Here is a 13,156-nt window from a genome sequence, read left to right as displayed (position 1 = left end):
CCGACTTTCATCAGGACCTTGCCGGATTGGTTGTTCTCTGCGTCTCTGCGTCTCTGCGGGAGATCTTTTTTCCCTGTGTGCTTTGTGTCCTCTCTATATTATAAGCTTGGCTTATGTAAGTGCCATTGCCTTTAGATATTATGAATGGCTACTGCTACTTTTGGATATAGCAGTCAAAACAGCTCTTTTATAATCAGATGATTTGAAAGACCCTGATATCGGTGGGCTTTTAACTATCCTGCTGACATGAGTCGAGATCTTTGAAGGAGAAGGGTCTTTTTTACTGACTATTTTGCTAACCGCAATGCTGTCATTAACCCGAGAGACCTTATTTATTTTCTTATCAGACATTATCTTATTCCTCTTTGCATGTATCGGCCTTTCATTAAAAGTTAATCATATACATGTATAATAGTCAACAGGAAATTCATATTCCTTACTCTCAAAATTTGCTTATATGTGGCCCTTATATGTGGCCAACGTGGGTGAGGAAACTCGGTCCGATAATTCTTACCTCGATTAAACTACTTGACACTACGAGGCTTATACTGATACTATAGGCTAGATCATGGTGCCGGACAGCAGGAGAGAAGATATTAATATCCATGAAATTTTCATGGATGCTGCTTTGGAGGAAGCCGGGCTTGCTCTGAAGGAAAACGAGGTTCCCATCGGAGCCGTCGTGGTTCAGGGGGAGGCGGTCATTGGCCGGGGGCATAATCAGGTTGAGGAAACCGGGGACCCTACGGCCCATGCGGAGATTCTGGCCATCCGGCAGGCGGGTTCTACTCTCGGCACCTGGAGGTTGACGGGTTGCCGAATGTATGTAACCGTAGAGCCCTGCCTCATGTGTCTGGGAGCTATCCTCCTGGCCAGGATTTCGGAACTGGTTTATGCTCTCAGAGAGCCAAAAACCGGTTCCGTGCGATCGAAAATCGGCGTGATCGGACTGTGGGGAGATAAAAACCTGCGGGTCATTGAAGGAGTAGGGAAATCGCAGTCGTTATTTTTACTTCAGAATTTTTTTGCTCAACTGAGGAATGAAAGTTCACGGAGAGGTACCGAAGTCTGGCCGTAACGGGGTCGACTCGAAATCGACTTGTCCTGTGATGAGCAGGGCACGTGGGTTCGAATCCCACCCTCTCCGCCATTTTTCAATGGACTTTCGTGTCCTGAATGTGGTATGTATTTCTCTGATGCCGGAAAAGGCATTAAGCACAGCACAGCCGAGTTGGAGAGATGTCCGAGAGGCTTAAGGAGCACGACTGGAAATCGTGTGGGTGGTTAGAAGCCGCCTCGAGGGTTCGAATCCCTCTCTCTCCGCCATTCATGAGTTTTAGCGGCGAGCATTTCTCTGATGCCGAAAGGCGTTGTGAGCATGACAGGTAAATACAGAAACCCCCAGGTCCTATGCAGCAGGAATTTATGAACCCCGCCAGGACCGGAAGGTAGCAACGGTAAGTAAACACTTCTGCGTGCGTAGGGGTACCTGGGGGGCACTGATTGCCTGCTGACAGTCCGGGGCATCAGCCTGATGGATTTCGAATTTTTCTCATAATCATCTAATCGAATACCTGATCAGCAATCACTCATGTCATATCTTGTCTTAGCCAGAAAGTGTCGCCCGAAGGCTTTCCAGGAGGTCGTAGGGCAGCAGCACATCACCCAGACGCTGAAAAACAGTATCCTGTCCGGACGAATTGCCCATTCCTTCCTGTTTACCGGCCCCCGCGGGGTTGGCAAGACCACGACAGCCAGAATTCTGGCTAAATCTCTCAACTGCCCCAATGCCAGCAAGGGGGAGCCCTGCAATAGCTGTGCAGTCTGCCAGGAAATCACTCAGGGCAGCTTTGTGGATGTCCTGGAAATCGACGGCGCTTCCAATAACAGCGTGGATGATATCAGGGATCTGCGGGAAAAAATCCGTTATGTGCCAACCGCCGGACGTTACAAGATTTACATTGTTGATGAAGTTCACATGCTGTCGACCGCAGCTTTCAATGCGCTGTTAAAAACCCTGGAGGAGCCTCCCGGCCATGCCATTTTCATTTTTGCCACAACCGAACCTCACAAGATCCCGGCCACGATTCTGTCCCGCTGCCAGCGGTTTGACTTTAAAAGACTCCAGCCGAGAGAAATCGCCGCCGCACTGCAGGATGTGGTGAAGTCCCAGGGGTGGGAGGTATCGGCATCCGTTCTTGCGCTCATTGCCCGGTCTGCCGATGGAAGTATGCGGGATGCCCAGAGCATTCTCGATCAGGTTATCTCGTGCAGTGAGGGAGATATCAGCTACGATGAAGTGCTCTACCTTTTGGGAATGGTCAAGAAAGACCAGATACAGGCAATCTGGGCAGCGGTCTTCAACCACCAGCCGCAGGCTATTTTATCAGGTATTGCCCAGGTCCTGGAGCGCGGCTATGACCTTCGCTTTTTTGCCGAACAACTGCTGCACTACCTGCGGGATCTTCTGGTTTGCAAAACCTGCCATGATCCGGCCCCGCTGCTCGATCTCAGTGAAGATGAAGTGCTGCCGCTGAAAAAGCAGAGCGACCTTGTCTGCCTGGAGGATCTTCAGCAGTATTTTCAACTCCTGGTTCAGAGCCTTGACCGGATGAGGGGAGCCTCGCATCCGCAGATCATCCTGGAGATGACTCTGGTTCAGATGGCCAGAATGGAGCTATCGGCTTCGTTTGCGGAGATTCTGCGGCGGATGTCGGCCCTGGAAGAAGCCCTCCGCCTGGGCGGGACGCTTATGGCAGAAGGAGAAGTGGAACCGAAAGATTCACCTGCATCCCCTTCCCCGGATGCACCGCTGCACGAGCCGCCGCTGTCAGCCGGGCCAGCCGGATTCCTCAAACCCGCCGCCCCCCAGGGCAGGCCGCTTTCAGTCGGGGAAACGCCTTGCAGCCCCCTTGAACCGGAGGAATTATCCTCTTCTTCCCCTTCTCCCCTCTCCTTCACCACCCCGGCAGCCCCGGCATCCGCAAGTCCCCCGGCCTCCACAGAGCAAAAATGGTCTGCGATGCTCAATGGCATTAAAAAAGAGAAACAGACCCTGGCCCCGATTCTTCAGCAGGCCAGGCTGGACTCAATTACCGGGGATACTGTTACTCTCTCCTTCCCGAAAAACCCTCCCTTTTACCTGGATACGATCAATAAGGAAGGAACCCGGTCAGTGCTCCAAAGGTGGTGCCAAACCGTTTTCGGTGCTCATTATCGCCTGGAATGCCGCGCCAGAGAATCATCAGGCCAGGGTAAGTGTTTATCTTCTGAGGAAAAAGAGGGCTGTACGTCCACGGAAATTGATGCTATAATAAGCCGTTATCCTATGGCCAGGATTATAACGGAAATATTTTCAGCTCAGATAGTGCAAACTGATGTATCCTTTCTCCGGAAAGATTAAGTACTGGGGAAAACAATCACCATGAGCACAAGTGGTCAGTGGTCAGCAGGAAAACTGATAGCTGATAACTTTTTCATTCGCGGAGGGAAAAATGAAGGGTTTCAATCAAATGATGAAGCAAGCCCAGGAAATACAGGCCAAGGTACTTCGGGTGCAGAAGGAAGTTGAATTGCAGACTGTGGAGGCCGAGGCAGGGGGAGGCATGGTTAAAGTGGTGGCCAATGGCAAGCAGCGTATCGTCGAGATTAAAATCGATCCCGAAGTGGTTAACCCGCAGGATATCGAAATGCTTCAGGACCTGGTCATTGCCGCTGTCAACAAGGCCATAGACAATGCTCAGGAAATGGTAGCCCAGGCTATCAATAAAGCCACCGGAAATTTAAAAATCCCAGGGTTATTTTAACCTGTCAGGGGGAATATAAGAAAAAGCTGTGTCTATTCGAGCAGTGGATGAACTGGTAAAAGAATTTAAAAAGATGCCCGGCATCGGCTTAAAAACAGCCCAGCGTCTTTCTTTTTATGTATTGAGGATCTCCGGCCAGGAGGCGGATAAACTGGCCAGGGCAATCATGCAGGTCAAGGAGAAGGTAAGATACTGCTCTATTTGCAGCAATATTACCGAGACAGACCCCTGCGAGATCTGCACCAATACCAAACGTGACGGCCAGACCATCTGTGTAGTGGAAGAGCCCAAAGACATCCTGGTCATTGAAAAGACGGGAGAATACCGGGGGATGTACCATGTTCTCATGGGAGCCATTTCTCCCCTGGATGGGATCGGGCCGGAAAACCTGAAAATCGACAGTCTGATTGAGCGGGTCAAATCTGCGGCGGTGAAAGAAGTGATCCTGGCTACCAACCCGAATGCGGAAGGAGAAGCCACCGCCACCTATCTTTCACGACTCCTCAAGCCCTTGGGAGTCAAGGTATACCGGATTGCCCGGGGGCTTCCTGTGGGAAGCGAGCTGGAGTATGCCGATGAGGTCACGGTTACGAAAGCCCTTGAAGGGAAGCTGGAGATGTAGTTTATGAAGATGGTAAATCTCACGAGGATCTCCCGTCCGGGGGATCAATTTTCATTCACCATAACTTTCTCTATAAGGGGGATCAGTTATGCAGGAAATAACTGAAGTGCGCTGGCATGGCAGAGGGGGGCAGGGAACTGTCACGGCAGCCAAAATCTTTGCTGAAACGGCTATGAGCCAAGGCAAGTACGTCCAGGCATTCCCGGAGTACGGGCCGGAGCGGATGGGGGCACCCCTGCGGGCCTACAACCGGGTTTCGGCCAAACCCATGTCGCTTCATTGCCAGGTTACCAATCCCAAAATTGTGGCCGTGGTTGACGCTACCTTACTGGGCACGGTGGATGTAACGGAAGGGACGCCGCAGGATGCCATCTTCATCATCAACACCCCGGACGATCCCAAAACGGTGCGAGAAACCTACCGCATCGCTCATGGAGCGGTCTTTACCGTGGATGCAACGCGCATCGCTCTTGAGACCCTGGGCAAACCCATTCCCAATACTCCCATCCTGGGCGCTCTGGCCAGAATAACGGACACCATCAGCAAGGAACATCTGATAGAAGACACCAAGGTCAATTTAGGCAAAAAGTTGAGTGCCGAGATAGTGAAAAAAAACATTGAGGCCATCACCCGGGCCTACGAGGAGGTAAAAGGCGAATGAGTACCAGCAAATTGAAGGGGTGGAAGGAGATCCCTATCGGTGGAATGATCCTTGAAGCGGGAAATTCGGCCCGGTATGAAACCGGGGGCTGGCGGACTTTTCGTCCGGTCATGGACAGGGAGTCCTGCAAAAACTGCCTGTTCTGCTGGATTTACTGCCCGGATTCAGCTATTGCGGTCGAAAATGAAAAGATCAAGGGGATTGATCTTCGCTATTGCAAGGGGTGTGGAGTCTGTGCCCATGAATGTCCGGCCAACGCGATTCAGATGGTTGAGGAAGCCAAACTCTAATAAGGATCAAAAAGCGCACATGATAAGGAAGGGGGTTTAAACAAAATGGGGAAACCGGTAGCTATGACCGGCAATATCGCCGTGGCCAACGCCATGAGGCAAATCAATCCGGATGTCTGTGCCGCCTATCCGATTACGCCTTCAACCGAGGTGATGCAGCAGTTTGCCTCGTTCGTTGCCGACGGGAAAGTGGATACGGAACTGGTGACGGTAGAGAGTGAACATAGTGCCATGAGCGCCTGCATCGGGGCTGCCGCAGCAGGCGGACGGGTCATGACCGCAACTTCAGCCAATGGTCTTGCCCTGATGTGGGAAATGCTCTATATCGCCTCCGGCAATCGCCTGCCGATCGTCATGATGGTGGTCAACCGGGCACTGAGCGCGCCCATCAATATCCATGGAGACCACAGTGACGGCATGGGAGCCAGGGATTCCGGGTGGATTCAGTTTTATTCGGAAAATGCCCAGGAAGCATACGACAACCTCATTCAGGCCGTCGTCATCGGCCAGAACAGGGATGTACGGCTTCCGGTAATGGTCGGCATGGATGGTTTTATCATCAGCCATTCGATTGAAAATCTTGAGCTTTTATCTGATCAGCAGGTCAAGGATTTTATCGGGGAGTATATCCCCCTCTATCCTCTGTTAAATATAAAACAACCGGTCACGTTCGGACCACTGGACCTTCAGGATTACTATTCCGAGCACAAACGCCAGCAGGCCGAAGCCATGAAACTTGCCAAGCCGGTGATCCTGAAAGTGGCTCAGGATTTTGCCGCTGTAAGCGGAAGAAAATACGGCTTTTTTGAAACCTATCGCCTGGAGGACGCCGAGATCGCCATCCTCACCCTCGGCTCTTCAGCCGGAACCGCCCGGTTCGTGGTAGATGAGGCGCGTGAGCGGGGAGTCAAGGTGGGGCTGATCAAGCTTCGACTCTTTCGTCCATTCCCCATGGAAGAGCTGCAGGCGGCACTTGGACAGGTTAAAGCCCTGGCAGTTATGGACCGCTGTGATTCCTTTGGCGCTGCCGGAGGCCCGGTCTTTTCCGAAGTCCGCTCCGCCCTGTACGACCTTTCTCCCCGGCCGGCGGTGATCAATTATATCTATGGCCTTGGGGGGCGGGACCTTGGAATCGCCCATATCGAGCAGGTCATCCGGGATCTTCAGGAAATCAGGCAAACCGGAAAGGTCAAGGAACTTATCACCTATCTCACGGTCCGGGAATAGAGCCCGCTGTCCGGGAACAGGACTTGTTAGGAAATATCGAGGAGAAAAATGGCCACTTTAAAAGAATTATCCCAAAGAGAAGAGCTTCTGGCCGGAGGGCATCGCCTGTGTGCCGGCTGCGGAGCATCGATCGTTGTCCGGCAGATCCTTCTGGCAGCAGGAAAAAACGTGGTTGTCTCATCCGCCACCGGCTGCCTGGAAGTTGCCACGACCATTTACCCATATACTTCGTGGAGAGTCCCTTTCATCCACAGTGCCTTTGAAAATTCGGCAGCTACTGCCTGCGGTGTCGAGGCCATGTACCAGTCCCTGAAGCGGAAGGGGAAACTGCCGGTTGATGAAGAAATCAGATTCATTGCCTTCGGCGGCGATGGCGGAACTTATGATATCGGCCTGCAATCGCTGTCCGGAGGGCTTGAGCGGGGACACGATTTTCTGTATGTCTGCTACGATAACGGTGCCTACATGAATACCGGCATCCAGCGGTCAAGCTCCACTCCCCTGGGTGCAGATACCACCACCAGCCCGGCCGGAAAGGTGATCCCCGGAAAGCAGCAATACCGCAAAGACCTGACCGATGTGGTGGAAGCCCACCATATTCCCTATCTGGCACAAGCCTCACCCCACAACTGGAAGGACCTGACCCGCAAGGTGGAAAAAGCCTTGTCCATCAGGGGACCAAAGTTCCTGAATGTCATCGCTCCCTGTCACCGGGGCTGGAGAAGCGGAGTCGATCAGGCTATCGAGCTGGCCAGACTGGCGGTTGAAACCTGCTTCTGGCCGCTGTATGAAGTCGAGAATGGCAAAGTGACCATCAACTACAAGCCCAAAACGAAGAAGCCCGTTACCGAATGGATGAAACTCCAGGGCAGATTCAAACACCTGTTCAACCCTGAGAATGAGCACATCCTGCAGCGGCTCCAGGAAGGAATAGATGCCAAGTGGGAAAACCTGCTCAGGCGGGAAGAGGGAAGTGGTCAGTAAAGACAGTGGCCAGTGGCCATTGGTCAGTAAAGACAGCAAGCAGTTATCAGTTATCAGCAGGCAGTAGTCAGTTCGCGGAGTAGTCAGGGAAAGGCCGCAGGGCAATAAAGCCAGCGGCTTTATTTGAGGAATCAAATGGAGGGTGGGGCTTTTGCCCCACCCCATTAACTTATTCTGACTCCTGACTTCTGACTCCTGACTTCTGACTCCTATTAAGGTATGAGACGGACCAGACTGAGCAAGCTCAGCTTAAAGATTATCATTACTATCCTTATTCCCATAATCCTCATGGGGGGAGCATTTGTTGCCCTCTTCATCTACACCAGCACTTCATGGCAATATAACGATAAGGTCAGCTATCAAAGCAAGCTGACGGATTTCCTTACCTGTGGTCTGGAGGACTTTTTTGCCCGGCAGGATTACGGGCAGATTCGAACCAAACTGTCCGAAATTGGAAAGCGGTTAAATATCGACCGAATCCGGTTACTGACCAAAGAGGGAAAAATCCTCTACGACAGCACGGGGGACGGGTCCACAAACAAAGTCAATCCTGAAACGCAGGAATGCCTTCTTTGCCATAACAACAACGATCACCAGCTCGAAATTCCCCGCCCGGTAATTCAGACCTATTTTTCCGAAGGTAAAGAGGTAATCCGCCACTTTACCCCGATCCTGAACCGGCCATCATGTCAGCGCTGTCATGCCGGCAGCCAGAAGGTCCTGGGCTTCTTTCTGGCCGATTTCGTCCAAACCAGACCTGATAAGCGAAAGGCTCTTCTCCTGACTCAAATGGGCGTAAGCTCGGTAGTCACCATTCTGGTTATCCTGACTATCCTGTATATTACCCTGCGCAGAATGATTGATTATCCGGTCAGGGAAATCATTTCCCAAATGCGGGGAATTTCTGTCATATCGGGAAATTTACGGCAGATTGATTTCTCTTCAACAGACGAGATCGGCGAGATCGTCAATCTGATCAATGAACTGGCTGAGCGGCTGCGCTATTCCCGCGAGGAATTGGCCTCCTGGTACCAGGTAACACACGAAATCGCCTCAACGCTCGATTTTGAAAAGCATATTCTGGCTTCCATGACCGTCCGGGAGGCGATGGATACGGATATCGAGTTTATTTATGCAGATATGCCGGTCAAAGAGGTGATGGAAGTTTTCAAGAACAGCCAGCGGATATTTTTCCCCGTGGTCGATCGTAACAAAACCTATCTGGGAGTTATCACCCTGCATGAGGCCAGAAATGTGCTCCTGGACCAGAGTCTGAATGATATCGTTTACGCACGGGACTTTTACCGTGCTGATTTTCCCTCCATCTCTCCCCTGGGAACCCTGAAAGAGGCCATGGACCTGTTCCTGGAGAAAGGCACGGCCCACCTGCCGGTAGTGGATGAAGCAACTCAAGCCCTGCTCGGCGTTGTGGAACATGCTCATATCTTCCAGATACTCAAAGCGGAACTGGTCAAGCGGGTGGGGTTGTGAAAAATGATCAGTGGCCAGTGATCAGTGGTCAGGGAGGGGAATTTTTGCCATGAAAGTTAACCATGACCTTACCGAATAAACTTTCGATAGCCCGAATCTTTCTCGTGCCTGTCCTCGTGACCGTGCTCCTGACCCGATTCAGTAACCTTCTGGCTCTGAGTATCTTTCTCCTGGCATCCCTGACCGACTGGCTGGACGGCTACATTGCCAGAAAATCGAAGCAGACCACCACCCTGGGCAAGCTGCTGGACCCCATGGCTGACAAATTGCTGATCTCCTCAGCCCTCATTTCCCTGGTTGAAATGGGTCTGGCCCCGGCATGGATCGTGGTGGTCATTGTCAGCCGGGAAATCGCCATTACCGGGATACGCTCTGTGGCCGCTTCGCAGGGAGTAGTCATTGCGGCCAGTAAAATGGGGAAATATAAAGCGGTCAGTGAAATCCTGGCCGTTTCCTTTCTCATCCTGGACAAGTTTCCGTTTCCGGTCCTGGGGGAAATCCCCCTGGGCCGCATTCTGCTCTGGGGGGCCATGATTATGGCCATAATCTCAGGGGTCGAGTATGTGATAAAATTCAACCGGGAAGTCAAGCTGACCACCTAGACAGGAGAAGCACAAATTGGCAGCCCTGAAACCGGCATTCTTTTTTCTTATATCCTACCTCCTTGGGTCTATTCCTTTTGGCATCCTGATCGCCCGAAGGCACCGGGTCGATATCCAGCAGGTTGGAAGCAAAAATATCGGAGCTACCAATGTGCTGCGCGCCGTCGGGAAAAAAGCGGCCATTTTCACGCTTCTTGGCGACCTGACCAAGGGCATAGCCGCTGTCCTCCTGGGAAAGATATTCTTCACTTCTCCGGCCATGCCATCCGCTCTTGGGTTACTGGCAATCATTGGCCATGACTGGTCCATCTTCAACCGATTCAGGGGAGGAAAAGGTGTTGCCACCAGCCTGGGAGTTTTTCTTGTCCTTGCCCCCTGCCCTGCTCTTCTTGCCCTGCTGGTCTGGATGGGAGTTCTGGGAATCAGCCGCTATGTCTCCCTGGCTTCGATCTCGGCTGCGGTGGCGCTTCCCCCCTTTATCTTCCTCCTTTCGGGGGCCGGCCCCTTGTTCTTCACCTCTCTGCCGGCTGCCGCTCTCCTGATCTTCAAGCACCGGTCGAATATCCAGCGGCTTATGGCCGGTACCGAAAACAGGATGGGCAAACGGAAAAAACGTACTTGATACTTCGGCCCTTAACCGCCAGAACCAGAAATTCCCCTCGAAATAAAAATATGGTATACTAGACCAATTGGGAAGTTATAAAACGGAAACTTCCAGCATATCGAATATTGAGCACTCTTCATAAGTGATCCGTTGGATATTATAAGCTATGAGCTTAATAAAGGTATTCCGTTATGAATTCATCACTGCAGTTATCACTTTTCCCGGATGAGCAACCTGATACGAAGCCTGAAGCAGGAGCACATCTCAGAAGGCAGCGCTCTGGCACGTTTACTGATAATATGAAATTGCCTGTTCACCAGTGGTTTCGTTACTCTGCTGGTTTCTCAGCAGAATGGGTACAAGCTGTTATCGAACGATATAAAAAAGAAGAGCCTCTTTCTATTCTCGATCCTTTTGCTGGCTCTGGCACAACACTCCTGGCTGCAGATGCTGCCGGTCAAAACTGTATTGGTTTTGAGACTCACCCGTTTATTTATCGTGTTGCCCAGGCTAAACTTTTGTGGTATCTCAATCCATATGCTTTATTCCACTACGCTGACGAAGTTGTCCAAAGGGCAAGAAGAAGCGGCATGTCTACAAGCCGTCAGCATATTCCCTTACTCCAAAAGTGTTATACTGAAGAAAATCTTGCCAAATTAGATGCCCTGCGTGAGCAGTACCTGAAGTTACGAAAGGAAGATGATCCAATATGGGAACTTGTATGGCTCATCCTTACAGCTATTTTAAGGCCATGCAGTACGGCAGGGACTGCTCAATGGCAGTATATCCTTCCAAACAAAAAAAAATCCAAGGTTCTCGATCCTTTCTCCGCATTTACGGAAAAAGCCAAAGAGATAGCACATGGCATGCTCTTCGTCCAAAGGACAGGGTGGAAACATAACGCACGTATGTTTCTCACTGATGCAAGAAATCCGAATATCCCAATAAAAGAGGCGTTTGACCTTGTTATTACTTCTCCCCCTTACCCAAACAACTATGACTATGCTGATGCCACAAGACTTGAAATGACATTCTGGGGTGAAGTTTCTGGCTGGGGAGACTTACAGGGGGCTGTACGCCAGCATCTGGTGAGATCCTGTTCACAACATTCCGCGGCAGAGCGTCTGACGTTAAGTGACTTGCTGGCCGATCCATTGCTGGCTCCAATATATAAAGAGGTTACGGTTGTCTGCCAGGATCTCGAAAAAATACGTGAAAGCAAAGGAGGAAGAAAAACCTACCACACCATGGTCGCTGCCTATTTCATTGACTTGGCAAACGTATGGCGTATTCTCCGTCATTTTTGCAAAGATGGGTCCACAGTTTGTTTTGTTATTGGTGATTGTGCGCCGTATGGTATCTACGTACCTGTTGATAAGTGGCTCGGTGAACTGGCATTAGCAGCAGGCTTTCAGCAGTATAGATTCGAAAAAATCAGAGACAGGAACATCAAGTGGAAGAACCGAAAACATAAAATCCCCCTCCATGAAGGCCAACTCTGGGTAGAAGGCTAGTTTTATGGCAAAATCTCCATCTCATAAGTTTGGACAAATCATCGGGAACCTGCTTGAGGAAATAATCAGCTCAATCTTGACAGATTTCTGTGAGCAGAGGGGATTATATCTTGATAAAAAAGGACACCGGGGCAAAGCTCGAAGGGGAAGTAAAGTAACCTGGAAGGATAAATATGGTAACGAACATGACTTGGATTTCGTTATTGAGAGGGACGGTTCACCTGATAAGACAGGGCAGCCCATAGCTATCATTGAAGCTGCGTGGAGAAGGTACACGAAACATTCAAGAAACAAAGTCCAGGAAATCCAGGGTGCCGTTCTTCCCGTAGCAGAATGCCATAATCTGGAAGCCCCCTTCCTTGGTGTTGTATTAGCGGGTATTTTTACCGATAACTCAATTAACCAATTGGAATCGTTCGGATTTAAGGTTCTGTATATACCCTACAAAACTATTACTGACGCATTCTGTTGTGCAAATATCGATGTGCGTTTCGATGAGTTCACGCCTGATGATGAATTCAAGCAGTGTGTCAAAAAAATTGAAGAGTTGGCTGTCTCGGAACGGGAAGGTCTCAAGCAGATGCTGATCTCGTTGAATAAAGAGCAAATAGACCATTTTTTCAATTTGTTGGCGGAGACAATAGACAGAATGATCAACAAAATACTTATTATCCCTCTCTATGGCCACGACAGATGCTTTCAAGATATTCAGGCAGCAGTAGACTTTATCGAGAGCTATCATGAATCTCCACCTGAAGGTGGGTTGAGAAGATATGAGGTAATTGTTGAATATAGTAACTACGATAGAATAGAAGCTGAATTCTCAAATAAAGATAGGATTATTAAGTTCTTAAAGTCCTTACTGAGTTAGAAAAACCTGGCTCCTAGCTATCTGTCAGATTTGGAAGATGCAACCAGAAATAAAGTCTGAATCCGATGTGGAGAGGGAGCGCCTGGGCAAGTTGCCGGACAAGCCAATGATAGCCGATATGGAATATGCTGAGGTCACGGCGATGGTTTCTATCGACCTGAGATCTCCATCCTCTTTTTATTACCCATGAGCCAGTATGCATCAGCCATACATAGAGGAGTCTGGTCAATATGTAGTTTCTGATCAGCGACAATTATTTTTCCCCATTGACGACAATTAAAATTCCCCATCGCAGGGCGAAAAACTACGTCACAAATTCATCCCAATTTTAGTGTATAGCAACCTACAGAGTAATTGTCTGATTGTGATAATCTAAAATTCCCCCATTTTAGGGGTTTGTGACAACGCAAAATTCCCCCACCCCTGACTGAAGTTTCCGGTATTATATGGGCAGAAAAAAACTAAAGACCATGATACCGGAGGC

At 50.2% G+C, this 13,156-nt stretch carries 15 protein-coding genes, 2 tRNA genes and 1 other RNA gene; all 18 read left to right on the top strand.

All coding sequences use genetic code 11. The features are described 5' to 3' along the window. Positions 1-193: hypothetical protein (locus tag AB1611_13040; GenBank protein MEW6380513.1), on the top strand; the 193-nt coding region annotated here is incomplete at its 5' end. Positions 194-568: 375 nt separating this feature from the next. Then, entirely contained in the window at positions 569-1,078 is a 510-nt protein-coding gene (locus AB1611_13035) for a nucleoside deaminase (protein ID MEW6380512.1), read from the top strand. Continuing rightward, positions 1,053-1,150: transfer RNA gene (locus AB1611_13030), tRNA-Ser, on the top strand. Before AB1611_13035 ends, AB1611_13030 begins: the two co-directional genes overlap by 26 nt. Before the next feature lie 83 nt (positions 1,151-1,233). After that, a tRNA-Ser gene (locus AB1611_13025) sits at positions 1,234-1,326 on the top strand. A 73-nt stretch (positions 1,327-1,399) separates the two neighbouring features. Beyond that, positions 1,400-1,498: signal recognition particle sRNA small type (gene ffs, locus AB1611_13020), an RNA gene on the top strand. Positions 1,499-1,591: 93 nt separating this feature from the next. After that, the gene (dnaX, locus tag AB1611_13015) at positions 1,592-3,403 is read left to right on the top strand and encodes a DNA polymerase III subunit gamma/tau (protein MEW6380511.1); all 1,812 of its coding nucleotides are present in this window, start codon (positions 1,592-1,594) and stop codon (positions 3,401-3,403) included. A gap of 91 nt (positions 3,404-3,494) precedes the next feature. Next, positions 3,495-3,806 (top strand): YbaB/EbfC family nucleoid-associated protein, encoded by a 312-nt coding sequence (locus AB1611_13010; GenBank protein MEW6380510.1) that lies wholly within the window; start codon positions 3,495-3,497, stop codon positions 3,804-3,806. Between the two features lie 28 nt (positions 3,807-3,834). Beyond that, the gene (gene recR / locus AB1611_13005; protein MEW6380509.1) at positions 3,835-4,428 is read left to right on the top strand and encodes a recombination mediator RecR; all 594 of its coding nucleotides are present in this window, start codon (positions 3,835-3,837) and stop codon (positions 4,426-4,428) included. An 88-nt stretch (positions 4,429-4,516) separates the two neighbouring features. Further along, entirely contained in the window at positions 4,517-5,089 is a 573-nt protein-coding gene (locus tag AB1611_13000) for a 2-oxoacid:acceptor oxidoreductase family protein (GenBank protein MEW6380508.1), read from the top strand. After that, positions 5,086-5,379, top strand: a complete 294-nt coding sequence (locus AB1611_12995; GenBank protein MEW6380507.1) for a 4Fe-4S binding protein — start codon at positions 5,086-5,088, stop codon at positions 5,377-5,379. Before AB1611_13000 ends, AB1611_12995 begins: the two co-directional genes overlap by 4 nt. Positions 5,380-5,424: 45 nt before the next feature. Further along, on the top strand, positions 5,425-6,606 hold the full coding sequence (gene porA, locus AB1611_12990) for a pyruvate ferredoxin oxidoreductase (protein MEW6380506.1): 1,182 nt from the start codon (positions 5,425-5,427) through the stop codon (positions 6,604-6,606). Between the two features lie 48 nt (positions 6,607-6,654). After that, positions 6,655-7,590 carry a thiamine pyrophosphate-dependent enzyme gene (locus tag AB1611_12985; protein ID MEW6380505.1) on the top strand — a complete coding sequence of 312 codons (936 nt, stop codon included), beginning with the start codon at positions 6,655-6,657 and terminating at the stop codon, positions 7,588-7,590. 219 nt (positions 7,591-7,809) lie between these two features. Next, positions 7,810-9,081 (top strand): CBS domain-containing protein, encoded by a 1,272-nt coding sequence (locus tag AB1611_12980; protein MEW6380504.1) that lies wholly within the window; start codon positions 7,810-7,812, stop codon positions 9,079-9,081. 62 nt (positions 9,082-9,143) lie between these two features. After that, entirely contained in the window at positions 9,144-9,683 is a 540-nt protein-coding gene (pgsA, locus tag AB1611_12975) for a CDP-diacylglycerol--glycerol-3-phosphate 3-phosphatidyltransferase (protein MEW6380503.1), read from the top strand. Positions 9,684-9,699: 16 nt separating this feature from the next. Then, on the top strand, positions 9,700-10,305 hold the full coding sequence (gene plsY, locus AB1611_12970; GenBank protein MEW6380502.1) for a glycerol-3-phosphate 1-O-acyltransferase PlsY: 606 nt from the start codon (positions 9,700-9,702) through the stop codon (positions 10,303-10,305). Positions 10,306-10,478: 173 nt separating this feature from the next. Continuing rightward, positions 10,479-11,801: a DNA methyltransferase gene (locus tag AB1611_12965; GenBank protein ID MEW6380501.1), complete on the top strand. Its 1,323-nt coding sequence runs from the start codon at positions 10,479-10,481 to the stop codon at positions 11,799-11,801. Between the two features lie 4 nt (positions 11,802-11,805). After that, positions 11,806-12,672 carry a DNA methylase gene (locus AB1611_12960; protein MEW6380500.1) on the top strand — a complete coding sequence of 289 codons (867 nt, stop codon included), beginning with the start codon at positions 11,806-11,808 and terminating at the stop codon, positions 12,670-12,672. Between the two features lie 37 nt (positions 12,673-12,709). Further along, positions 12,710-12,862 carry a hypothetical protein gene (locus tag AB1611_12955; protein ID MEW6380499.1) on the top strand — a complete coding sequence of 51 codons (153 nt, stop codon included), beginning with the start codon at positions 12,710-12,712 and terminating at the stop codon, positions 12,860-12,862. The last annotated feature ends 294 nt before the right edge of the window (positions 12,863-13,156 follow it).

The organism is bacterium (assembly GCA_040755755.1).
Lineage (GTDB): Bacteria > SZUA-182 > SZUA-182 > DTGQ01 > DTGQ01 > DTGQ01.
The sequence above is the reverse complement of the archived record's forward strand: the minus strand, read 5'-3'. Positions and strand labels throughout refer to the sequence as shown.

Excerpts from the sequence above, each read along its gene's own strand:
- AB1611_13035 (MEW6380512.1), top strand. The coding sequence starts at position 569 with ATGGTGCCGGACAGCAGGAGAGAAGATATTAATATCCATGAAATTTTC.
- dnaX (MEW6380511.1), top strand. The coding sequence starts at position 1,592 with ATGTCATATCTTGTCTTAGCCAGAAAGTGTCGCCCGAAGGCTTTCCAG.
- AB1611_13010 (MEW6380510.1), top strand. The coding sequence starts at position 3,495 with ATGAAGGGTTTCAATCAAATGATGAAGCAAGCCCAGGAAATACAGGCC.
- AB1611_13000 (MEW6380508.1), top strand. The coding sequence starts at position 4,517 with ATGCAGGAAATAACTGAAGTGCGCTGGCATGGCAGAGGGGGGCAGGGA.
- AB1611_12995 (MEW6380507.1), top strand. The coding sequence starts at position 5,086 with ATGAGTACCAGCAAATTGAAGGGGTGGAAGGAGATCCCTATCGGTGGA.
- porA (MEW6380506.1), top strand. The coding sequence starts at position 5,425 with ATGGGGAAACCGGTAGCTATGACCGGCAATATCGCCGTGGCCAACGCC.
- AB1611_12985 (MEW6380505.1), top strand. The coding sequence starts at position 6,655 with ATGGCCACTTTAAAAGAATTATCCCAAAGAGAAGAGCTTCTGGCCGGA.
- AB1611_12980 (MEW6380504.1), top strand. The coding sequence starts at position 7,810 with ATGAGACGGACCAGACTGAGCAAGCTCAGCTTAAAGATTATCATTACT.
- pgsA (MEW6380503.1), top strand. The coding sequence starts at position 9,144 with ATGACCTTACCGAATAAACTTTCGATAGCCCGAATCTTTCTCGTGCCT.
- AB1611_12965 (MEW6380501.1), top strand. The coding sequence starts at position 10,479 with ATGAATTCATCACTGCAGTTATCACTTTTCCCGGATGAGCAACCTGAT.
- AB1611_12960 (MEW6380500.1), top strand. The coding sequence starts at position 11,806 with ATGGCAAAATCTCCATCTCATAAGTTTGGACAAATCATCGGGAACCTG.
- AB1611_12955 (MEW6380499.1), top strand. The coding sequence starts at position 12,710 with ATGCAACCAGAAATAAAGTCTGAATCCGATGTGGAGAGGGAGCGCCTG.